The sequence below is a fragment of the Scytonema sp. PRP1 genome, from assembly GCF_036697665.2.
In the GTDB taxonomy this organism is placed as follows: Bacteria; Cyanobacteriota; Cyanobacteriia; order Cyanobacteriales; family Nostocaceae; genus Kalymmatonema; species Kalymmatonema gypsitolerans.
This window is the reverse complement of the sequence record NZ_JBAHYJ020000035.1, coordinates 1-20,153: the sequence shown is the minus strand read 5'-3', so window position 1 is coordinate 20,153 and position 20,153 is coordinate 1. Positions and strand designations below refer to the sequence as shown.

23 protein-coding genes and 1 pseudogene are annotated in these 20,153 nt (G+C 48.0%); 10 read left to right on the top strand and 14 right to left on the bottom strand.

Annotated features, from left to right (window positions below; all coding sequences use genetic code 11):
* The first annotated feature begins 54 nt into the window (after nucleotides 1-54).
* Nucleotides 55-891, top strand: a complete 837-nt coding sequence (locus tag V5G28_RS07075; RefSeq protein ID WP_442994228.1) for a prohibitin family protein — start codon at nucleotides 55-57, stop codon at nucleotides 889-891.
* Here the strand turns inward: V5G28_RS07075 and V5G28_RS07070 are convergent.
* Nucleotides 795-1,811, bottom strand: coding sequence for a LysR substrate-binding domain-containing protein (locus V5G28_RS07070; protein WP_336229957.1), 1,017 nt, complete (start codon nucleotides 1,809-1,811; stop codon nucleotides 795-797). The two genes, V5G28_RS07075 and V5G28_RS07070, sit on opposite strands and share 97 nt — an antisense overlap.
* A gap of 662 nt (nucleotides 1,812-2,473) precedes the next feature.
* Between V5G28_RS07070 and V5G28_RS07065 the strand changes: the two genes are divergently transcribed.
* From V5G28_RS07065 to V5G28_RS07040, 6 genes and pseudogenes are all read left to right on the top strand, one after another.
* A complete protein-coding gene (locus V5G28_RS07065; RefSeq protein WP_336229956.1) occupies nucleotides 2,474-3,994 on the top strand; it encodes an APC family permease in 1,521 nt (506 codons plus the stop codon).
* A gap of 12 nt (nucleotides 3,995-4,006) precedes the next feature.
* Nucleotides 4,007-4,732: a cadmium resistance transporter gene (locus V5G28_RS07060; RefSeq protein ID WP_336229954.1), complete on the top strand. Its 726-nt coding sequence runs from the start codon at nucleotides 4,007-4,009 to the stop codon at nucleotides 4,730-4,732.
* A 29-nt stretch (nucleotides 4,733-4,761) separates the two neighbouring features.
* A complete protein-coding gene (locus V5G28_RS07055; protein ID WP_336229953.1) occupies nucleotides 4,762-5,427 on the top strand; it encodes a cadmium resistance transporter in 666 nt (221 codons plus the stop codon).
* 26 nt (nucleotides 5,428-5,453) lie between these two features.
* Nucleotides 5,454-6,068, top strand: coding sequence for a hypothetical protein (locus V5G28_RS07050; RefSeq protein ID WP_336229951.1), 615 nt, complete (start codon nucleotides 5,454-5,456; stop codon nucleotides 6,066-6,068).
* Between the two features lie 74 nt (nucleotides 6,069-6,142).
* Nucleotides 6,143-6,975 (top strand): annotated as a pseudogene (locus V5G28_RS07045) (sulfite exporter TauE/SafE family protein).
* Nucleotide 6,976: 1 nt separating this feature from the next.
* On the top strand, nucleotides 6,977-7,483 hold the full coding sequence (locus V5G28_RS07040; protein ID WP_336229949.1) for a DUF1634 domain-containing protein: 507 nt from the start codon (nucleotides 6,977-6,979) through the stop codon (nucleotides 7,481-7,483).
* Between the two features lie 10 nt (nucleotides 7,484-7,493).
* Here the strand turns inward: V5G28_RS07040 and V5G28_RS07035 are convergent, their stop codons facing one another.
* From V5G28_RS07035 to V5G28_RS07010, 6 genes are all read right to left on the bottom strand, one after another.
* Complete coding sequence (locus V5G28_RS07035; RefSeq protein ID WP_336229948.1) at nucleotides 7,494-8,288, bottom strand: sulfite exporter TauE/SafE family protein; 795 nt, start codon at nucleotides 8,286-8,288, stop codon at nucleotides 7,494-7,496.
* Nucleotides 8,289-8,768 carry a hypothetical protein gene (locus V5G28_RS07030; RefSeq protein ID WP_336229947.1) on the bottom strand — a complete coding sequence of 160 codons (480 nt, stop codon included), beginning with the start codon at nucleotides 8,766-8,768 and terminating at the stop codon, nucleotides 8,289-8,291.
* Between the two features lie 125 nt (nucleotides 8,769-8,893).
* The gene (locus V5G28_RS07025; protein WP_336229946.1) at nucleotides 8,894-9,046 is read right to left on the bottom strand and encodes an SDR family oxidoreductase; all 153 of its coding nucleotides are present in this window, start codon (nucleotides 9,044-9,046) and stop codon (nucleotides 8,894-8,896) included.
* The gene (locus tag V5G28_RS07020) at nucleotides 8,997-9,476 is read right to left on the bottom strand and encodes an SDR family oxidoreductase (protein WP_336229945.1); all 480 of its coding nucleotides are present in this window, start codon (nucleotides 9,474-9,476) and stop codon (nucleotides 8,997-8,999) included. Before V5G28_RS07020 ends, V5G28_RS07025 begins: the two co-directional genes overlap by 50 nt.
* Nucleotides 9,439-9,804 (bottom strand): SDR family NAD(P)-dependent oxidoreductase, encoded by a 366-nt coding sequence (locus V5G28_RS07015; protein WP_336229943.1) that lies wholly within the window; start codon nucleotides 9,802-9,804, stop codon nucleotides 9,439-9,441. The genes V5G28_RS07020 and V5G28_RS07015 overlap by 38 nt, the downstream gene beginning before the upstream one ends.
* A 6-nt stretch (nucleotides 9,805-9,810) precedes the next feature.
* Entirely contained in the window at nucleotides 9,811-11,523 is a 1,713-nt protein-coding gene (locus tag V5G28_RS07010; RefSeq protein WP_336229940.1) for a GMC family oxidoreductase, read from the bottom strand.
* Between the two features lie 279 nt (nucleotides 11,524-11,802).
* Between V5G28_RS07010 and V5G28_RS07005 the strand changes: the two genes are divergently transcribed.
* The 3 genes from V5G28_RS07005 to V5G28_RS06995 are packed head-to-tail and all read left to right on the top strand — an operon-like array spanning nucleotide 11,803 to nucleotide 14,200.
* Nucleotides 11,803-12,768, top strand: a complete 966-nt coding sequence (locus tag V5G28_RS07005; RefSeq protein WP_336229939.1) for a glycosyltransferase family 2 protein — start codon at nucleotides 11,803-11,805, stop codon at nucleotides 12,766-12,768.
* Nucleotides 12,769-12,770: 2 nt separating this feature from the next.
* Nucleotides 12,771-13,790, top strand: a complete 1,020-nt coding sequence (locus V5G28_RS07000; protein WP_336229937.1) for a Coenzyme F420 hydrogenase/dehydrogenase, beta subunit C-terminal domain — start codon at nucleotides 12,771-12,773, stop codon at nucleotides 13,788-13,790.
* Nucleotides 13,769-14,200: a hypothetical protein gene (locus tag V5G28_RS06995; RefSeq protein WP_336229936.1), complete on the top strand. Its 432-nt coding sequence runs from the start codon at nucleotides 13,769-13,771 to the stop codon at nucleotides 14,198-14,200. Before V5G28_RS07000 ends, V5G28_RS06995 begins: the two co-directional genes overlap by 22 nt.
* 7 nt (nucleotides 14,201-14,207) lie before the next feature.
* Here V5G28_RS06995 and V5G28_RS06990 read toward each other — a convergent pair whose 3' ends face one another.
* The 7 genes from V5G28_RS06990 to V5G28_RS06960 form a co-directional block, all read right to left on the bottom strand.
* Entirely contained in the window at nucleotides 14,208-15,269 is a 1,062-nt protein-coding gene (locus V5G28_RS06990; RefSeq protein ID WP_336229935.1) for a TIGR03032 family protein, read from the bottom strand.
* Between the two features lie 10 nt (nucleotides 15,270-15,279).
* Nucleotides 15,280-15,741, bottom strand: a complete 462-nt coding sequence (locus V5G28_RS06985) for a tetratricopeptide repeat protein (RefSeq protein WP_336229934.1) — start codon at nucleotides 15,739-15,741, stop codon at nucleotides 15,280-15,282.
* 43 nt (nucleotides 15,742-15,784) lie between these two features.
* Nucleotides 15,785-16,405 carry a hypothetical protein gene (locus V5G28_RS06980; RefSeq protein ID WP_336229933.1) on the bottom strand — a complete coding sequence of 207 codons (621 nt, stop codon included), beginning with the start codon at nucleotides 16,403-16,405 and terminating at the stop codon, nucleotides 15,785-15,787.
* A gap of 10 nt (nucleotides 16,406-16,415) precedes the next feature.
* On the bottom strand, nucleotides 16,416-17,555 hold the full coding sequence (locus tag V5G28_RS06975) for a hypothetical protein (RefSeq protein WP_336229932.1): 1,140 nt from the start codon (nucleotides 17,553-17,555) through the stop codon (nucleotides 16,416-16,418).
* A 100-nt stretch (nucleotides 17,556-17,655) separates the two neighbouring features.
* The gene (locus V5G28_RS06970; RefSeq protein ID WP_336229931.1) at nucleotides 17,656-17,844 is read right to left on the bottom strand and encodes a hypothetical protein; all 189 of its coding nucleotides are present in this window, start codon (nucleotides 17,842-17,844) and stop codon (nucleotides 17,656-17,658) included.
* 168 nt (nucleotides 17,845-18,012) lie between these two features.
* Nucleotides 18,013-19,767 (bottom strand): integrin alpha, encoded by a 1,755-nt coding sequence (locus V5G28_RS06965; RefSeq protein ID WP_336229959.1) that lies wholly within the window; start codon nucleotides 19,765-19,767, stop codon nucleotides 18,013-18,015.
* A gap of 101 nt (nucleotides 19,768-19,868) precedes the next feature.
* Nucleotides 19,869-20,153 (bottom strand): integrin alpha (locus tag V5G28_RS06960; RefSeq protein WP_336229929.1); only part of this gene is annotated, 285 nt, incomplete at its 5' end.

The window sequence follows — 20,153 nt, the reverse complement described above, 5'->3', positions numbered from 1 at the left end:
AGTCGCACATCAAAGCGAGATCTTAGCGTTGCGAGTAAGGTATTTGCTGCCTTAATCATTTTAGTTTTACTCTCCAGTTTTTTTGTAGTTATAAATGCAGGAGAACGAGGAGTTTTGATGCGGTTTGGGCAAGTTCAGCCACTGGTTTTGGATGAAGGGTTGCACACGATTATTCCCATTGTGAATACTGTACAAAAGTTGAGCGTTCGGGTACAAAACCAGGAGATTTCTGCCGAAGCCTCTTCCAGAGATTTGCAGGAAGTTTATACTGATGTCGCGTTAAATTGGCATATTGTGCCAACAGAAGCAAACGTAATTTTTCAAGAGATTGGAGACAAGTTTGCGATTGTCCAGCGAATCATCAATCCTGCGGTTGAAGAAGTCCTCAAAGCAGCGATGGCAAAATATACCGCCGAAGAAATTGTGACCCGACGAAACGAGGTGAAAGCAGAGGTTGATGATTTGCTGACGGAACGGTTAGCGGCTTATCACATTGCGGTAGATGATATTTCTCTGGTGCATGTGCGTTTCTCAAATCGTTTCAGAGACGCGGTCGAGGCAAAACAGATCGCGGAACAAGAAGCAAAGCGGGCAGAGTTTGTCACTCTAAAAGCCAAACAGGAAGCCGAAGCACAGCTTAATTTAGCAAAAGGAGAAGCAGAGGCACAGCGATTACTGCGGGAAAATTTAACGCCAGAGATGCTGCAAAGACAGGCGATCGCCAAGTGGAATGGCACCCTACCTCTGATTGTTGGCAGTGAAGGGCCAAAACTCCTGGATTTGAATCGATTAATTCAACAGAGCGCCGGATTACCAACGGTTGGATCATCGACCGCTGAGTCGCCAACCGCTGAACCTTCTAGCACTGAATCTGCCGCTACATCTCCTTGAGCCGGCTGGTTAACTAACATTTGCTCAAAGGCGATCGCCGCTCGGCTTTGAAAGCGTTCTCGATGTTTGAGCTTCCACACAGGCTGAACGATGTCTAAAGCGGTCAGGCTTCCTTCTCGCTGAGTCACGGCGATCGCCCGTAATGTTCCTAGCTGCAATTCTTTCTGCACCATTAATGCTGAAATTGCAGCGGCACCCATTCCCCCTTCAACGACGGATCTCACCATTTCACTGCTAGTTAAAACCAGCGCCACATTCAGTTGAAATGGCTTAATGCTCAACCTTTCCAGAGTTTGCTCAAACACTTGCTGAACGCCAGAACCAGGCTCTCGCATAACCCACTCTGTGGTGAGTAGTTCCTCTACTTCCACTTTGCCTCGGTTGTACCAGGGGTGATGTTTTCCGACCACAATTTGAAGGCGATCGATCCCGACTTCCTCTTGCTCTAGCAAATTGCGTAATGCGGGCTTAACCTCTCCATTCACCAGACCCAAATCGAACAGCCCGGACGCTGTTCCTTCACAGATTTCCTCTGCATTCGCCAAAGTGCAATTGACCACAATGCCTGGATACTCTTGCTTGAATTGAGTAATCCGTCTTGGCAGCCAGTAGTTACCTACGGTGAGACTTGATCCCAGCCGTAATTCTCCTCGTTGCAGGCTGTTTAATTCCCGTAGCCCACGCTCGGTCAACACAACCTGGTCGAGAATCTTTTGCGCTTCCCCTTCTAGCAGTTTTCCGGCTTCGGTGATCTCGATGTGTCGCCCAACTCGATGAAACAGGCGTATGCCGTACTCTTTTTCCAGAGTACTGATAGCGGCACTGACGGCAGGCTGAGTGATGTAGAGTTCTTCCGCAGCACGAGTAAAGTGTAAATGTTCTGCGACCGCTAGAAAAATTCGCAATTGCTCAAACGTCATCAATCTACAGTGCCACCTACAGTACCATTTCTTCTAAGAATTAAATCCGGTAAGCCGACCGAAATTAAGTATTTTAAAATATCTCACAATTTTTCCTTTGATGCAATCCTGCTTGCTTAAAGAATGGATGCTTCAATATCAACAGCAAAATTTTAGATTTTTTTGAAATTTGAAAAGGACTTCTAAATCACTCTTTACTTAAATTTGTGAAGTAAAAAAGACGGCGATCGCCACTATTTCTCACTAAGAATGGGCTGATCCAATTCTTTGTGAAGCTGCATAGAAACAAGGGGCTTAAGCCCCTTGTTTAACCAGGGTTCATTCTGTGCAAGCTCAAATTGAATTGGTATAAGCTTTTCACCTTTTTACTAAAAAATAAAGATAAACCCATTTTCCTATATGAAAAGAGGGGAATTGAATGTTTGAACATATCGTCAATTTTAGATCGTTTAGACTGCTGCCAAATCCGCTCCAGGTGGAAGTTTTAGACGTTCATAAATTACTTTTATCAATTCAAAAAAAAAGAGTATTTGATCCTATTCCTGCTTATCTCTACATTAAGAGTCATGCTCTTCGCAACGGATCCTTGCTGAGGCAAACCAACCAGTTTATGCAGAAGCGATCGCGCTTTGTTTTTACATCAAACTACTGGAACTTGCCGAATGGTGAATCAATCAAATTCAAAACCTACTCGCAGCACACATGGCTTAAAGCCGGACTGTCTGCCATTTGGGGAGGTGTTAGCACAATCCTTTGCGGTAATTGCCCCTACTACGATTCCGGCATCCAATCTGGGGCTGATTGTTGCCTTGGCAGGAAGTGGAACCTGGCTTAGCTTCCTCATTGGCATGGTTGGATTAATGTTTGTCAGCATCAACATCAATCAGTTCGCTAGCCGTTCTGCTTCACCGGGTTCGCTCTATTCCTACATCGCCAAGGGACTGGGCCCAACCGCAGGCGTGGTGTGTGGCTGGAGCCTGGTACTAGCGTATCTGTTTACCGGAATGTCGGTGCTGTGCGGGTTTGCTAATTTTAGCGACGTGCTGCTGGGGCATCTAGGGATTCACTTCTCTGCGATTACCTGGCTGACGTTGGGAGCGGCGATCGCCTGGTACGCCGCTTACAAAGATATTCAGCTTTCGGCAATGGCGATGCTATGGATGGAAGGCGCGTCCATTGTTTTGATTTTGGTCTTGGCGCTGATTATCTGGACACACACGGGGTTTGCCCTGGATTGGTCGCAGTTAACCCTGCGTGATGCCACACCGGGCGGCGTAACGATGGGGTTAGTGTTAGTCCTGTTTGCCTTCTCTGGGTTTGAGAGTGCAACCTCCCTGGGCGATGAAGCAAAAAATCCGCTGCGGAGCATTCCTAGAGCCGTAGTAGGCAGCGCAATTATGGCAGGGCTATTCTTCATTGTGACGGCATACATTGAGATCTTAGGGTTTAGCAGCACGGGCACGTCAATCACCACGACAGAAGAACCCCTCGGTTTCCTTGCCCATCAAGTAGGTGTAGGGTTTCTGGGAGACTTGGTGGCATTTAGTGCGCTGTTTAGCTTTTTTGCCTGTGTGTTAGGTAGCATCAATCCGGCGGCACGAGTGTTTTTCACGATGGCGCGGCATGGACTGTTTCCTTCGATGTTGGGTGAGGCACATAGTTTCAATCGCACTCCCCATGTGGCGGTATCGCTGTGTTCGCTGCTGATGTTTTTAGTACCTGCGGGACTGTCACTTTTTCACATTCCCCTGTTTGCGATGATGGGATATTTGGGAGCGATCGCCAGCTACGGCTTCTTAACGGTCTACATTTTGATCTCCGTTGCGGCTCCTGTGTATTTGGCGCAAATCAACAAACTTCGTCCCCGCGATGTAGTGTTCTCGGTGATGGGCGTTGGCTTCATGAGTTTACCTGTGCTGGGCAGTGTAGGAATTCCAGGAAGCAATCTATTTCCTGTTCCTGAAGCGCCCTACAACCTGCTTCCCTACTTATTTTTGCTCTATCTCGCAATTACCTGTGGTTCATTCATTGTTCAGCGTCTCCGCTCTCCCCGCATGGTTTCAGTTATGGAGCGCAATATCAATGAAATTCATGAACGATTTACTGCCTTTGAGCCAGTGGTAGTACCGTCAGGAACTGGCCCTTTACCCTCTTCCCCGTTTACTCTACCCCCCGATCATTGAGGACAATCATCTGTGAATGAGTTACTGAAAGCTATCTCCACTGGATTTACGGCATTTACTGCCACTAACCTGGACGACATTTTGATCCTGCTCCTGTTCTTTTCTCAAGTTAATTCGGTGTTTCGGCGGCGACACATTGTTACAGGACAATATTTGGGATTTGCGGCACTGGTTGCAGTGAGTCTTCCTGGTTTCTTTAGCAGCATGGTACTGCCTCGTCCCTGGATTGGCATGTTGGGCATTGTCCCGATTGTGATTGGGTTGAGCCGTTTAATCAATCCTGTTCAAGATGAGGAGGAAGAAACTGAAGCACCACAAACCCCTGAGCGTTCCTGGTATACCAGCTTGCTTTCACCCCAAGCCTATGGTGTGGCGGCTATAACTTTTGCCAACGGAGGTGACAATATCGGCATTTATGTTCCCCTATTTGCCAGCAGCAATGGACTCACCTTATCAGTCATTTTAGCGGTTTTCTTTGTGCTGGTCGGAGTTTGGTGTTTTACTGCCTATCGCTTGATGCAAGTGCCTGCGATCGCCAAATCGCTCACCGACTACGGCAATCAACTCGTTCCGTTTGTGCTGATTGGCTTAGGCATGTTGATTTTGATTGATAGCCACACGCTAGAAAACCGTGGACTCGTGGTGTTGACCTTGTTGATCAGCGGTCTGTTTGGGCTGCATCTGTTTCGCAGTGCAATACGTCCCACCGTTGCAGTGACCAATCTCAAGCAAAATTAAAGGAGTCGCTATGAATACCTGAACACATCATGGGCTGGATTGTACAAGCCATCACTACCGGCACCGTTGCCTTTGCTGCCACTAACATTGACGACATCATCATTCTGATGCTCTTCTTTGCTCAAGTTAATGCAACCTTCCGCCCTTATCACATTGTTGCAGGTCAATATCTAGGTTTTTTGGTATTGATCTTAGCGAGCCTTCCTGGCTTTGTCGGTGGATTATTGATTCCCAAAGCATGGATCGGACTACTGGGAATTCTCCCTATCATCATTGGAGTAAGTCAGATCCTCAATCGCGATAAACCTGATACTGATGTGCAAACCCTATCGCATCAGCCAGTTACTTCAACCTCAAAGCGATCGCTTCTATCCAAACTGACAGCGCTACTAACTCCGCAAACCTATGGTGTGGCAGCCGTCACCCTCGCCAATGGAGGAGACAACATCGGCATCTATGTTCCTCTATTTGCCAGTTGTAATTTGCCCAAGCTGCTGTTGATTCTCGCTGTTTTTTTCGGACTGATTGGAGTGTGGTGTTATGTTGCCTATCGCTTAGCTCGGTTTCCGGCGATCGCTCATGTTATCACCCGCTATGGACACGCGATTGTGCCGTTTGTGTTGATTGGTTTAGGAATGTTCATTTTGCTTGAAAGCAAAACTTATCAACTGTTCACATCTGTCCCATTGTTCTAGCTTTAAACTCATAAAGGAGATTGATCATGAAACTGTTCAAACTGTTGCTTGGCTTGCTGCTTGTCCTTAACATCGCCGTTGCTCAACCTGCTCTCGCCGATCCACCCCCCCTCGATCAAAATCCCGATTACACCCAGATTACCGAGACCTTACTTAACCTGACTCAAGCACAAAACACCGATACTCCCCCCGAAGGCATGACGATGGAGCAAGTGCAGCAACAAATTACAGATTTGCAATACCAGAAATACATCATGGAGACTGGTGAAGACACGATTTGCCGGAATGATACTGCTCAAGCGATCGCGGTCTACGGTGACAAGTCTAAAACATCAACATCCACCTTTGATCAGGTAATTTATCTCCTGCCTCCAGGTGAAGAAACCGACGATGATTGGGCGTGCAAAGGAATCTACCTGCCTAACGATGTCAAAGTCGCAGGGCTGAATGTAGGCAGTGCAGCCGCTATTAAAGTTCTGCAAGGTACCCAGTTGATCGCGACAGAAAATCCCGATACAGGGGCGATCGAGCTAAATCTTCCTGCAACCCAGGTCTTCAAGTCTGGAGATGTGAACTGGGAAATTCCCGATATGACTCAGGCAGACCTAACCACTCAATTCCCCGCCGCACCCGTAGACTAAGCAACTTCAGATCTGCGACTTCTCACAGAAGTCGCAGATCAAAACAATAAACCAGGCAATTCAGGAGTAAGCATCTGAACATTCTAGAATTTTCTGTATTAGTGTGGGCTGGCTCGTTCCTGGCAGGATTTCTGGGAGCGTTGACCGGGTTGGGGGTGGGGTGGTAATTGTGCCGCTGCTAACCTCCGTATTTGGTGTAGATATTCGATATGCGATCGGGGCATCGCTGGTTTCGGTGATTGCGACTTCCTGTGCAGCAGCGTCCACTTATATTCGCCAGGGATATGCCAACTTGAGGTTGGGGATGTTTCTGGAAGTAGCCACTACGATAGGAGCCATTGTAGGAGCATTGCTGGCAACGATGATTTCAATCAAGCTATTAACGCTGGTGCTGGCGATCGTGCTGCTCTACTCCGCCTACCTAGCACAGCAGCCTCGGACAGAGGCACCCGCAGATGAAGCAGAAGAGCCGCTATCTCAACAACTGCAACTGCATGGCACCTATCCAACTCCGGATGGGCTAATGAGCTATCAGGCTTACTCGGTACCGCTGGGATTTGGGCTAATGTCAATCGCAGGTGTCTTATCAGGGCTATTGGGAATTGGTTCCGGTGCGTTGAAGGTGCTTGCTATGGATCAGGTGATGCGGCTGCCGTTTAAAGTATCGACCACTACTAGCAGTTTTACAATTGGCGTAACGGCTGCTGTCTCGGCGGGTGTATATCTGGCACGAGGCTATATTGATCCGGGATTGTCAATGCCCGTAATGTTGGGCGTATTTCCGGGGGCCTGGTTGGGCGCAAAGGCGCTGATGGGTACAAAAGTGAGTGTGTTGCGGGTCGTGTTTAGTGTCGTACTGGTTGTGATGTCGTTCAAGATGGTTTACAACGCATTTGGAGAGATGTAAGATGCCGCCGGAGTCCGAAGTTCAAATCCCTACCTCAACTGTCACAGCCCAAGCCCTGTCGATCGCCCTTGAGCATCCTTCAATCGTTGATTTGTCGGTGAGTTGTCAGGATTATCCTCAGCACCAGTTAGACGAGCGATCGCCCGACTATCGTTTAGGAGTCATCCTCAGCAATTTGCTTAAATATGGCGTATGGCTTGCTACCGCAACAGTTCTGCTAGGCGGCATCCTATATCTTATGCGACATGGGATGGAACCTGTTCAATATCAAATCTTTCAGGGCGAACCGGATATGTTTCGATCGCCTGCCGGAGTAATCGATGCAGTACTTTCCGGTCGTCGTCGCGGTATTGTGCAGCTAGGGTTATTATTCCTGATCGCAACTCCCGTCCTGCGGGTTTTGGTGTCTTTTATATTTTTTATTAAGCAGCGCGATATTCCCTACGTAGTCATAACGGGCTTAGTCATCAGCGGTTTGCTCTACAGTTTGTTGGGAGCCTATCTCTAATAAACTCCATTTATGCAGCATGGGCCAACTTCCAACTCACCATCACCAGAATTAGATAAACGGCAAATCGCAATACTTTCTGAGGTGCAGCTTGACAGAGTTTTGCACCGATCAACACACCGGGAATTGAGCCAATCCAGATAGGAATAACAAGGCTCCAATCTACTGTTCCTAAAGTTAAGTGCCCTAAAGAAGTCACGCTTAAAAGAATTGCCGCCTGAGTTAAATCAGTACCCACTAACTTCTTGGCATCCAGTTGAAACAGCGCGATTAACACGAGGGCAAACATTGAACCTGATGAAACGCTGGTCATGCCAACCATGCACCCCAAAACTGCGCCAACGGCGATCGCGATCGCCCGTCCATTCAAAGTATCTAAATCCAGCTTGGGCAAGGAGGGCAATTTCAGCGACGGAGCCACCATCATTAGAATCAGTTGCAGAAGTGCTACCAGCGTAATCGCCAAAATGGCAATGCCCAGCAATCGTAGCAGCAGACCATCCAAGTTAATGTCGCTTTGTCGAATGGAATGCAGCAGACCAACCCCAGTGAGGGAACCCGGTACACTGCCCAACGCTAACCACTTTACCGCCTGTACATCAACCGTTTGCTGCCGCCAATGTTTTACCCCACCCACGACTTTCATCAGCGTTGCAGCAACCACATCAGAACTCACTGCCACTGAAGCAGGCACCTGAAACACGACGATGAGCATCGGGGTGATCAGAGAAGCACCGCCAATTCCCGTTAGCCCTACGATAATTCCAACTACAAAACTGAGGGATGAAAGCAACAGGTAGTTCATTTAGCGATCGCCTCCAAAGGGCCACAGCGCACTCAAGCTAAATGAACTTTCTTCCAGCTCAAGACCAGGAGTTTCAAGAATATGGAAGTGAATTAGCCCCAAAATGATTAAGGTGTAGACCGTAGAGGAAACTACACCTGTAAGCAGTTCTTTCTTGAAATTGCGCTCCTTTGCCTCTTCCTGGAAGACATCGATAATCCCCAGTTGCATCAGCAGGATTCCTGCCACATTGGAGAGCCAATATCCGGCGATCGCCGCAGGCAAAAAGAAATCAGGCGAAAAACGGCTTGCTAAGTAGCCCAATCCGTAGGCGAATGGCAGGTTGAAAAACAGGTCGTTCCACCAGGAGAGCGGTGACAACAAATAGCCTAAAACTAACAGGAAACCACCCCGAAGGCGCTTGAGTGCAGAAGGCTGTTCTCGGTTGAGAGGTGACGAATTTGAATGAATGGCTGCATCCGATTCTGACAGACGTTCCATAAAATACGGTAATTTGATGTAGTTACCGTATTTTATCATCGTGCTGGTGCAAAAACTGCAAATTTAACAGGCTAACTTCCAGGCTTATAAGCTTGTTTTACCTTGGTTCCCTTCCTCTGCGGGGTTCAAACAATTGAACGCACCACTCCGCCATCTACTCGCAAAGCGGCTCCATTGGTCGCAGAGGATAAAGGACTGGCAACAAAGGCAACCAATGCAGCAACCTCTTCAGTCGTTGCAAAGCGTTGAATCAGAGAAGAGGGGCGGTTTTTTCTCAAAAAACTCTTTTTCCACCTGTTCTGGTGAAATGTTTTGCTTCTTTGCCAATCCTTGAATGAATTCTTCTACCCCTTCTGAACGAGTAGGGCCGGGTAGCACCGAATTCACTGTGACGTTTGTGCCTACCGTTGTTTCGGCTAAGCCTCGTGCTAGCGACACCTGAGCAGTTTTTGTCACCCCATAGTGAATCATTTCAGCAGGAATATTCACGCCAGACTCACTGGAGATGAAGATGATTCTTCCCCAGTTTTTCTGCATCATTTTGGGTAAGTAATGGCGAGAGAGCCGAACGCCGCTCAGGACATTCACTTCCAGAAATTTTAGCCACTCCTCATCTGAGATTTCGCTGAAGGACTTTGCACCATAAATGCCCAGGTTGTTAACTAGAATGTCAACCTCCGGCACCTTGAAACAGAGTATTTGCGCCATCAGAAGTGCCCAGGTCAGCAGCTAATCCTTGCAATTTGACATCAGGTGTCTTTTGTTCGATTTGCTTTTGTTTAATTTGATCAATCGCTGCATTGACTCGTGCTTCAGTGCGTCCGTTGACAATTACAGTTGCTCCTTCTTGAGCTAGGGTAGTGGCGATCGCCAGACCAATTCCAGCCGTCGAACCACTCACCAGTGCGACTTTACCAGTCAGTTGAAGATCCATAATCTTAAATGCCCTAGACAAAGCAACTGGAACCCAATCATTGGAACGAATTCCAGTAGCGATGTCATCCCCCGGTAGAGAGGGAAGGCGATCGCCTTTCATCCAACCCTAAGCAGGGGGCGTAGATTCAGCCATGACAACCTGACTGTTGATTGTTTGCTTCATGTGTTCTGCGAGTCGAACGGCGAGGGCTACCACTGTCAGGGTGGGGTTTGCGTATCCGCCCGTTGGAAAAATGGAACTGCCTGCAATGTAAAGGTTGGACATGCCATGCACTTTACCATTGGCATCAACCACGCCCTGTTTGGGGTCGGGGTGCATTCGGGTGGTGCCAATGTGATGGTGAGTGCTTTGGAAGCGAGGCACGTCTCTTCCGTTGACGGAGTTGGTTGCCCCGTTTAACTCATACATAGACTGAAACTGTCCCAGCCCATTACGAGAAAATTCCTGGGTCAAAATTTCGGCAGTGCGGCGCAGACTTTGCAAGTCGCGATCCGTCCACTGCCAGTAAAACTCAATTCGTGGCCGCCCAAACGGATCGGTGTTAGCACCCAGGGTGACGCGATTGTTAGGGTCAGGAACCTGCTCAACCTGGGCAACCGCTTCCAGGTATCTAAATTGCTTGGAGCGATCGGGCAATTTAGACCAGCCACCCCGACTTGAACTGTAAACGCCATGCAGTTTACGCGCTCGGCGATAGGTAAAAGCGGCAGTGTCATCCAGATGGGTCAGAATCTTGGTTAGCTTTTTGAGGGAGTCACTGGGAAGCTTGCCCTGACGCAGAGAATTCAGCAAGGTCATCACAGATTTAGCGGCTAGCCCGTAACCTAGAGGTTTTGGAATCAACATGATGCTGCCGTTCAAGAGTTTCTCCTGGCGCATCACCTCTTCGGTGAGGGAAACTCGACCGGCGATCGCCGTTTGGTTTACCCATCTGAGGTCATACAGGGTAGCGGAGTCAATCAGTTTTCGACTAGCCGGAATCACCACGCCAATTCGAAAACCGGGATGATCCATAAAATACCGCCCAACCAGGTCGTTCTGATTGCCCAATCCCGCTGATTGAGTCTGATTAGACAGCAATAGCAGCCGCGCATTTTCAAAACCACCCGTTGCCAGAATGACGATCCGGGCAGACACCCAAAATTCCCGTCCTGGAGTAGAAGCAACTCGCAGACGAGTCACCTGAGTCGCAGTTTCATTCGTCTCAATGTCGAGAACGTTAGCGTTGTAGTAGCTAACATTGGAGACATCGCGCAGGGCAGCTTTGGGAGCCTCCGCAAAGGCGGCACTGGGAGCAAACTGGAAAATTCCTGTAGTGAGGCGATCGCCCAGTGGCAAACAGCGGGCATCCTCCGTTTCCCAGGACGCGCCATCGTAAGCAAACGGGCCAGCCTGACAATATTCCTGGGCCCGTTTGTAGTAGGGCAGCAGGTGGTTATAGTCAAACGGCCAGCCGCTATAGGGCACTCCTTCCCGCTGCTCAAAGTCAATCGGGTCGAGGGGGGCATGGCGCACATGGCACTTTTTCTCACCTCGCTGTACGGTGATATCCCAGTAGTTTGACGAACCGCCAAACTGACGGCAGCGTCCCCTAGTCAGTTCGTTTGTAGGGTAAAAGTGAGGCGTGGTGATGGTGCCTTCTGAGAGAGATTGAGTCGCTTCGTCAAACTCCAACCCGCCGCTCTCCAACAAGCAGACCCGAAAGCTTTGTCCAGCCAGTTCACGGGCAATTGTTGTGCCAGCCGGGCCAGCGCCAACAATACAATTTTCGGTTTCAATGACTTCGTCGATGGGTAGGGTACGAGCGTCAATCAGCATCAGATAACACCTTCTATTAAAGTCAAATTTATAGCGGCAGAATCAAGACAGAGGGCGATCGCACTGCATTATTTTGCCAGTTTCCAATTATTCTGCATCCTCTGCATAATTACGTACACACACTATATTGACCTCCTAAGGAGGATGACCAGAAATGGGTTTACTCTTTACCTAATCTTGAACTCGCTCCGACGGGTCGCGATTAAAAGTAAAGTTTGGGTAAAGGGTATTTCTGCCCTGGAGTCTGATTCAATCTGATCTAGGTATTGAAATCTGCTGATGACCAAACTGATTATTCAAATTCCTTGCTACAACGAGGAAGCCACCCTGGGGACGACGCTAGCTCAGCTACCGCGCCAGATTCCTGGCATCGATCAGGTGGAATGGCTGATTATCAACGACGGCAGCAGCGATCGCACCGTTGAAGTCGCGCTAGCCAGTGGAGTCGATCATGTCGTCAGCTTTGCCCGCAATCAGGGACTCGCTCACGCTTTCATGGCAGGGCTAGAAGCGTGTCTCAAGGCGGGAGCAGACATCATTGTGAACACAGACGCAGATAATCAGTACTGCGCTGCTGACATTCCCAGACTGGTCGAGCCGATTTTGCAAGGGGAAGCAGACATCGTGGTAGGGGCACGACCGATTCGCCAAATTAAGCAACACTTTTCGCCCACCAAAAAGCTGCTGCAAGGGTTTGGCAGTTGGGTGGTTCGGTTAGCCAGCAAAACAAATGTCGTCGATGCGCCCAGCGGCTTTCGGGCAATCAGTCGAGAAGCAGCGCTGCGGCTGAATGTGTTTAACGAATACACCTACACCCTGGAAACCATCATTCAGGCAGGGCGGCAAGGGATGGCGATTAAGTCGGTGCCCATTCGCACAAATGGCTATTTGCGACCCTCACGGCTGGTGAAAAGCATTCCCTCGTATGTGAAGCGATCGCTGCTCACCATTTTGCGAATCTCGATGACCTATAAGCCGCTGCGATTTTTTGCGGTTTTGGGCAGCGTTCCCTTTTCTTTTGGCGTTTTGCTGGGAATTCGTTGGCTCGTCTTGTTCTTTTTGGAGAATGGGACGCGATCGCGTGCGCCCAGCCTGATTTTGGCGGCAATCCTGATTTTGATTGGCTTCCAACTGTGGATGTTTGGCTTAGTCGCTGATCTGATGGCGGTCAACCGCAAAGTATTAGAAGATATTCAATTGCGCCTGCGTCGAGCAGAACTCAATTCCAACCAAAAAGAGCGATGAAAATGGGGAACGGGATCAAGCACAGCTTTTGGAGCCGCTTTCAAACACAGGTGATTCAGCCCAAAAACTGCACTCACTGCGGCGCTTGTGTAGGATTGCATCCAGAGTTGCTGGAATTTCGGGAAACCTCATCTGGCCCTTTGCCCTTTTTGCGTCGAGCCTTGACTGATGCAGAAGACCAATCGCTGGCGCTGGCATGGGCAGTTTGCTCTGGACGGGGTGTTCCCTATCCTGACCTATTGGCGTACCTCAACGATGGCAAGCCTAATAGTCCGTTGTTGGGTGCCTATCGGCAAGTGTTTACGGGCTATGCGGCTGACCCAGCCATTCGGCGACGGGGTGCATCGGGCGGGGTGATTAGCCGAGTCCTGATTCATCTACTAGAAAGCGGTCAAATTGAAGGAGCGATCGTGCTGCGTCAGGGATTGCATTCCCCAGAAGCCGCAACTCCAGTAATCGCTACCAGTCGAGAAGAAATCCTGGCTGCGGCTCAAAGCGTCTATGCCGTTACTCCAACGCTGACCATTTTGCCTGAAATTGAAGCCTTTCCCGGTCGTCTGGCTTTCGTCGGACTCCCCGAACAGGTGACTGCGCTGCGAATGCTCCAGGCAGCAGGACATCCTGCCGCCCAAAAAGTTGTATTTGTGGCTGGCCCTTACACTGGGACAAATATGTACGCGGGGGCAGTTCGGGCGTTTTTGCGAATGCAGGGGGTGAAGGATGCGATCGCCATCACCTCTCTCCAGTGGCGAGCAGGCGAATGGCCCGGCTACCTCCAGGTTGAAACCGCTGATGGACGGGTTTTCAAAGCCCAAAAGTTCTACTATAACTACCTGATCCCGTTCTACATTTCGCGCAACTGCCAGATTACACCCGACTTCACCAACGAAGCCACCGATCTATCTGTCGGGGATGCCTGGTCGCCTCAATTTGAGCAAGCAGGGGGCGGACACTCCGTGATTGTGGCTCGGAGTGAGTTTGCGAAAAAGTCCTATTGTCAATGCAGCATTCGGGTGAACTGACGCTAGAGCCAATTCCCGTTAATCAAGCATTGGGAATGCACGGTCACATGCTCGACTTCAAAAAGCGAGGCAGCTTCATTCGCCTAGCCGTGCAGCAGCGACAGGGAATTCCCGTTCCCGACTTTGGCTATCGCCCCGAAAAAATTCCCCTTAGTCGTTGGCTGGTCGAAGCTGTAATCAGCGGTTCCTTTCTGATCGGTCGTCAAGCGTGGGCAAGATGGCTGGTTTCTAAGCTGCCAATGGAACTCGTTGGCCCAACCTTTAACTTCTTGCGTAAAACCTGGAAGGGGTTGTCTAAACCAACCAAGCGGAAGGGGTTGGCTGAGGTGAGGTTTGTTGGAGCGGGGAGGGGCGATCGCTGGCAAGAAATTTGCTCTAACCCAAATTCTCCAAATTCGGATTGCATATAAATATCTTTCAAGCGCCAATGGTAATGACTCTGCGAATTTCATCTGACTTAAACCCCAGTGCCATCGGACGCTGAACGTTTGGCAGAACGACTACATCATACATTTCCTCAATCACGCCCTCGATCCGTAACCAGTGAACGGCATCTCCACTGTTTAGATCAATCACTTGAAGACCCGCACGAGCGTCAGCGTTTTTGGCGGTTAAGGTTTCGTCCAGGGCAAGCCCGGAGAAGGTTTTGTTGTGACGTGGTTTTGATAGCCCGACAATGACAAAGTTGCTGGAGAATGCCAGTCCTCGCAGGTAGCCGGGACAAAAGGTGATGGGTTGAAATTCACCTCGGTTTAGGTCGAGTTTGCCAAATTCGCCCGTTCCAGAGTTGAGTAGCCACAGTTGGTTGAGGTGCCATCGCGGGGAGTGGGGCATAGACAGCCCTGCGGCTATGATTTCGTTGTTTTCGATGTCGATGACACAGCCTCCGTTGTGGCGGCGATCGCGCCATCCGTCTGCTACGTCAGTTTGAGCGATGGCGGTCATGTAGCGAGGTTTGCCGTCTCGCATTGCTAAACCGTTGAGATGGCAGCGATCTTCAGCAGCTAGTTTGGAGATGAAGGGTGGGTGCCAGAGGGGAGTGAAGCTGTGGGTTTGGCTAATGGTCGCTAAGCAGCTAAATAGGGTGTTGACGAAGAGGATTTGTCTTTGTTCACTTAGAGCAATATCGTGGATGTCTAAGTCGCCAGTTGTGTAGCCAACCTGTGGGACGTAGAGGCGATCGTATCCCTCATGTAATTGTCCTGGCTCTAGAGCATTTTCAAACTGCCAGAGTTGGTAGAGCGAACTCAGGTACAGTTGATTGGATGAAGCGTACAGCCCCATCGCTCGGTTGAAGGTGCGTTCAAATACCGACAGTTCTCCAGAGGGTTGCAGCCCAATCAGGAATAGCTTGCCAGTTTGGTAGGTGGTAAAGGCAAGGCTGATATGTTGTTCGGCTAACCAGGCGGTGAATTGGCGAGAGGCTGTAATTTCAAGTGCAGGAGATGTAATTGTCTCAAAGGGCATTTCGTCATTCATACACTTAAGATTACTCTTCTGACTGAATTTGTCTAATCAACTCCTGAGTAGCAAGAAAATAAGCTTGATCTTCCTGTGCTTGGAATAGCCTAGCTGCCTGCTGTAAATCTGTAGTTGCATTTTGTCTATTATCTAAGTTCCAGTAAATTAGTCCCCTGGTAAGATACGCTCTTGCACTATCAGGTTGCTGCCTTAACAGTTGAGTATATCCATCAATCGCACTTTCAAAGTCTCGATTATTCAAGCTTTGACGAATTTGAGTATAGGTTGATGTTAAATTGGGCAATTGTCCCCGTTGTACTGCTGGAGTACTGCTGACTCCACAGACGTGATCTAAACTGATAACCTCACCTGATGCAGTAACCATAAAACAGGGGAAATCAGGAGTTTGAGCAGAGGACGGATGGCTCCAAAGAGCTATCACTAAAGCTGTGATTCCAAAAACAACAAAGCTTCGAGAAACAACGCCCATATAATTCCTTTTTACTAGTACAGATCTAAGTTAATGAAAGCTACTAAGTTTGTGGACACGTAGGTTCAGCATCTAACACCAGTGGATAGGCAGGAGCAAGTGGGGTATAATGACCAAAGAGATAAGGAGGAGATGTCCAGGCATCAGTTCGTAATACCTTTGGCTCTACAGATTCAGATTTTCGCGCACGATAAAAGGTGAGATAACAACACTCTTGAGTAAACCCTCCAGAAACATCCTCTTGATATTCAGAACTGTTTAAATACTCCGGATCGTTCCGCAGCTTAATCTCGAAGACGAGGGCATATTCACCTGCATCCTGCCGAACCAGCAACTCCAGGTCTCTCATCATGTTTGTGATCATAATTCCTGCTCTAGAACGGGAGGGAGAAATTGAAAAGGGAACTATAACAGCACGGACTGTATCTTCCCTCAGAGCAACCTCTGCCGACTGACTATAACCCTCTTCTGCATTCCAAATCTCAACCCTTAGACTCATACACTCACCAATGGTGAAGAACTTTTGGCTTCTGGGGTGCCCAGAAAAACCTTGTTCAAGTCTATGCTCAGAAGCATGATCTAGGAAATTAAAGTCAAGAAGAGCATCATAAGCGTAAAGCGTTGAATTATCAGGATATAGCTCTAGCGCTACCAATTTGATCATAATTTAATATTTAGTCCAGAATTACGAACTCGATTGTACTACCATTCTCAATAGGGTAAGGATCTGCCGCCTCAAATTCCTTGTAAGAAGCTAGTTGTTGTCCAAAACTATTTCCAGACTGCTGATTATCCCTACTCGAAATACATTTTATGTGAGCTGAGCCACGGAAGCGAGCACGAATAGACTCGTCTTCATTATCAGGATCTATTGGAATTGAAGTGTCTTCCACACCATTCTCCAAAAAAGCTGCTGGTGGGTACTCATCTCTATCTTGTCGTATACCGTTTTGTGGTGGACAAACATAAGACCTTGTAGACCGCTGCCCTCTCGCTATCCTTCTTTGACGATCTAGAGTCAATAAACGTGGATAGCCGTCTTCACGATAAGGATTTCCCGTTGCTCCTGGAACGAGAGGTGCCGTTATTGGTTCAGGTGGCATTCCTTGTGCTTCTAATACATGCTGTGCGGTTTCAGGAAAAACACTCATTCCCCCTGATTGCCTGCAAGGAAATCTGAATCGAGTCTTGCATAGCGCGATTTGTGGAAAACCCAAAGTTGCTGTGATCGTCTGCCCTGAGGATATAGCGTATTTAATGTCTCTAGGATTTCCATCGCCAATAATACGCCCTGGAATAATAATACCAACTGTGTTGAGTGGTACTGTTCCTACACCTAGAGCCGTAACTACAAGTCGATTAATCCCAGGTTTAAAGTCAGACTCTCGAAGGGGGACTGATGTGCCACTAATTGTAAGAGGTACAAACTCGTTTACAACTCTGTTATTAAAGGTAATCCTGACTGCATCTCCGTCATTAGGTGTAGTCCCAGCATCGTAGAGTAACAGTGAGATTGGTTGTCTCTTGTTATCATTATCGACAGTAAATCTTTGAACAAGAGTTATAGCAAATGTTGAGACCTCTGTCTGTGGAGCAGCAATTGCGAGTGAAGTAAGATCAGAAGGAGTCGTAAGAGGAATAGATTGATCTGGAGGAACTTGACCAGCAGGGTATATCTCCCAACCTCTCAGGTCAGCAGGGTTTGAAGGGGTTCTGAGAGTTTCCTGCGTTTCTTGTGCCCTAGAACCAGTTAATAGAATTAAAGAAAACACGATTCCTAGAAGGAATAAGACGATGAAACGAATTCTTCTCATGCTACCTCTTCATGATGTTTTGAAATTGTGGCTTAACTAGAGACAGTTTATTTATTTAATAAGTAGCAAAAAGGAAATAACTACTGTTCTGCTAATAAGTTTAAGGAGATGGCGAAGGTTCATCTGAAGGAGTTTGACCAGCAGGATATATTTCCCAACCTCTTAGGTCAGCAGGGTCTGGAGGATTTACCAAAACATCACGCGCTTCCTGCTTTGCAGAGCCAACTAACAAAATTAGAATAGTTGAAATTCCTAGAAGAATTAAAGCAACGAAATAAACTCCTCTCATGTGATCTCCGTTGAAAATGTTGAAGCATTATAGTCTAACTAGCAATAGTTTGACTTTTGGCAAATAGCAAAGGCAGAATTAACTTAATTGCTCCATTAATACAGAATAATTTGCAGCAAGTTGTGATTTTGATTACGAGAAGCATAGATGATATTACCTCATTCAACTTTAAGAAATAGAGCGAGTGATGTCTGTATCTACTAACAATACGGCACTTGCTACGACATATCGGGTGTAAAGGTTACTTCCTATAGTTTGAGTTCCACTACTCACCCACCCTTGTCCAGTAGAAGTCACCGTGTCTCCAGTATTACCAAGCACTACAATTCGATTGGTAGTATCGGATAGCGACAGCAAATCTCGAAGATTTAGCGTTAGGCTGTTGTTACCAGTGCCTGTGAGGTCAACTTGCTCGATTCCAGAGAGCTTAGTGTTAGGGGTAGTAGTTAAATTCAGCGTTAAACCTGCACTCGCTAACGCTAGAGTATCAGTACCTAACCCACCATCAATTCGCCTAAAGTTGGCATTTCTGATGTTTATCTGATCGTTGCCTGAACCACCGTAAAGTACCAGGTTGGTGAAGTTACCATCGTTAAGCTGATCATCACTTTGTGCCCCCACCAGCGTTTGGAAATTGGCTGATCCAGTAAGGGTATCATTACCTGTACTGCCTCGTTGGGTTACACGTCCCGTAAAACTGCTACCGCCGAATATTACATAGCTTCTGCCAGCACCACTTATACCACTGGAGAAGGCATTGGAGGCCCCAACTATCAAATCAGCAAAGCCATCCCCATTAATATCTCCAGCATTGCTAACTGAATGACCAGAAGAGTCATATGCTGCTTCTCCATTAATGACAAAGCCTCCAACGCCAGAGACAATTTGACTTAAATTTACTGCTGTGCCACTAGTTTTGCCGAGGACGACGTAGCTCTTGCCAGCACCATTTTTACCGTTAGGAGTAGCTCGGTAAGCTCCTATAATCAAATCGTCTAGTCCATCCCCATTAATATCTCCAGCATTGCTAACTGAATGACCAGAAGAGTCATATGCTGCTTCTCCATTAATGACAAAGCCTCCAACGCCAGAGACAATTTGGCTTAAATTTACTGCTGTGCCACTAGTTTTACTAAATACGACGTAACTCTTACCGGCACCAGTTCTACTTCCAGGGCTAGCTCCATTAGCTCCAATGATCAGATCACCTAAACCATCTCCATTAACGTCTCCAGCACCACTAACAGAGAAACCAGAGGTGTCACCTGCTACTTCACCATTAATAACAAAGCCTCCTGTCCCAGACGAAACTTGGCTCAAATTTACTGCTGTGCCACTAGTTTTACCAAATACGACGTAACTCTTACCAGTAGCTCTACCGTTGAGGTTGGCTCCATAAGCTCCAATGATTAGATCACCTAAACCATCTCCATTAACGTCCCCAGCGTTGCTAACAGAGAAGCCAGAAGTATCACCTGCTGATTGACCATTAATGACAAAACCACCTGTGCCGCTAGCAACAGTACTGAGATTGACTGCCGTACCATTCGCCTTGCCAAAGACTACATAACTCTTTCCTACATCGCTATTCACGCCACTTGTGTTGGCGAAAGGAGCGCTAACAACCAAATCGTCTAAACCATCTCCATTAACGTCCCCAGCGTCGCTAACAGAAAAACCAGAGTTATCACCTACTGATTGACCATTAATGACAAAACCACCTGTGCCGCTAGCAACAGTACTGAGATTGACTGCCGTACCATTCGCCTTGCCAAAGACTACATAACTCCTCCCTGCGCCAACTCCGCTGCTTGGACTAGCGAAAGGCGCACCAACAATCAAATCAGCCAATCCGTCTCCATTGACATCGCCAGCTCCGCTAACAGAGCGACCAGAGAAATTGTCTACTGCTTCACCGTTAATGACAAAACCTCCTGTACCGCTAGCAACGGTGCTGAGGTTGATTGCTGTGCCATTCGCTTTTCCGAAGATTACATAGCTTTTACCGGCAATGCTATTACTACCTACATCAGCAGCGGGTGCTCCAATAATGAATCGGAAAGCCTATCTCCGTTGACATCCCCAGCACTACTAACAGAATAGCCAGAAAGATTATCTGCCGCTTCACCATTGATAACAAAACCTCCTACGCCTGTAGCGACTTGGCTCAACTCAACAGGCGCTGCACTTCCTTTACCAAATACTACATAGCTCTTGCCTGCATTGTTCCTGCCACCCGGATCAGCAAACCTAGCACCAATAATCAGATCATTAATTCCATCACTATTGATATCTCCTGCGTCACTCAC

What these genes read in the sequence shown, in the direction of transcription:
- V5G28_RS07065 (WP_336229956.1), top strand. Translation starts at nt 2,474, where the DNA reads ATGGTGAATCAATCAAATTCAAAACCTACTCGCAGCACACATGGCTTA.
- V5G28_RS06985 (WP_336229934.1), bottom strand. Translation starts at nt 15,741, where the DNA reads ATGGGCGTTGTTTCTCGAAGCTTTGTTGTTTTTGGAATCACAGCTTTA.
- V5G28_RS07000 (WP_336229937.1), top strand. Translation starts at nt 12,771, where the DNA reads ATGGGGAACGGGATCAAGCACAGCTTTTGGAGCCGCTTTCAAACACAG.
- V5G28_RS06980 (WP_336229933.1), bottom strand. Translation starts at nt 16,405, where the DNA reads ATGATCAAATTGGTAGCGCTAGAGCTATATCCTGATAATTCAACGCTT.
- V5G28_RS06970 (WP_336229931.1), bottom strand. Translation starts at nt 17,844, where the DNA reads ATGAGAGGAGTTTATTTCGTTGCTTTAATTCTTCTAGGAATTTCAACT.
- V5G28_RS07050 (WP_336229951.1), top strand. Translation starts at nt 5,454, where the DNA reads ATGAAACTGTTCAAACTGTTGCTTGGCTTGCTGCTTGTCCTTAACATC.
- V5G28_RS07030 (WP_336229947.1), bottom strand. Translation starts at nt 8,768, where the DNA reads ATGGAACGTCTGTCAGAATCGGATGCAGCCATTCATTCAAATTCGTCA.
- V5G28_RS07040 (WP_336229949.1), top strand. Translation starts at nt 6,977, where the DNA reads ATGCCGCCGGAGTCCGAAGTTCAAATCCCTACCTCAACTGTCACAGCC.
- V5G28_RS07055 (WP_336229953.1), top strand. Translation starts at nt 4,762, where the DNA reads ATGGGCTGGATTGTACAAGCCATCACTACCGGCACCGTTGCCTTTGCT.
- V5G28_RS07005 (WP_336229939.1), top strand. Translation starts at nt 11,803, where the DNA reads ATGACCAAACTGATTATTCAAATTCCTTGCTACAACGAGGAAGCCACC.
- V5G28_RS06995 (WP_336229936.1), top strand. Translation starts at nt 13,769, where the DNA reads ATGCAGCATTCGGGTGAACTGACGCTAGAGCCAATTCCCGTTAATCAA.
- V5G28_RS07070 (WP_336229957.1), bottom strand. Translation starts at nt 1,811, where the DNA reads ATGACGTTTGAGCAATTGCGAATTTTTCTAGCGGTCGCAGAACATTTA.
- V5G28_RS07020 (WP_336229945.1), bottom strand. Translation starts at nt 9,476, where the DNA reads ATGGCGCAAATACTCTGTTTCAAGGTGCCGGAGGTTGACATTCTAGTT.
- V5G28_RS06975 (WP_336229932.1), bottom strand. Translation starts at nt 17,555, where the DNA reads ATGAGAAGAATTCGTTTCATCGTCTTATTCCTTCTAGGAATCGTGTTT.
- V5G28_RS07035 (WP_336229948.1), bottom strand. Translation starts at nt 8,288, where the DNA reads ATGAACTACCTGTTGCTTTCATCCCTCAGTTTTGTAGTTGGAATTATC.
- V5G28_RS07010 (WP_336229940.1), bottom strand. Translation starts at nt 11,523, where the DNA reads ATGCTGATTGACGCTCGTACCCTACCCATCGACGAAGTCATTGAAACC.
- V5G28_RS07015 (WP_336229943.1), bottom strand. Translation starts at nt 9,804, where the DNA reads ATGAAAGGCGATCGCCTTCCCTCTCTACCGGGGGATGACATCGCTACT.
- V5G28_RS06990 (WP_336229935.1), bottom strand. Translation starts at nt 15,269, where the DNA reads ATGAATGACGAAATGCCCTTTGAGACAATTACATCTCCTGCACTTGAA.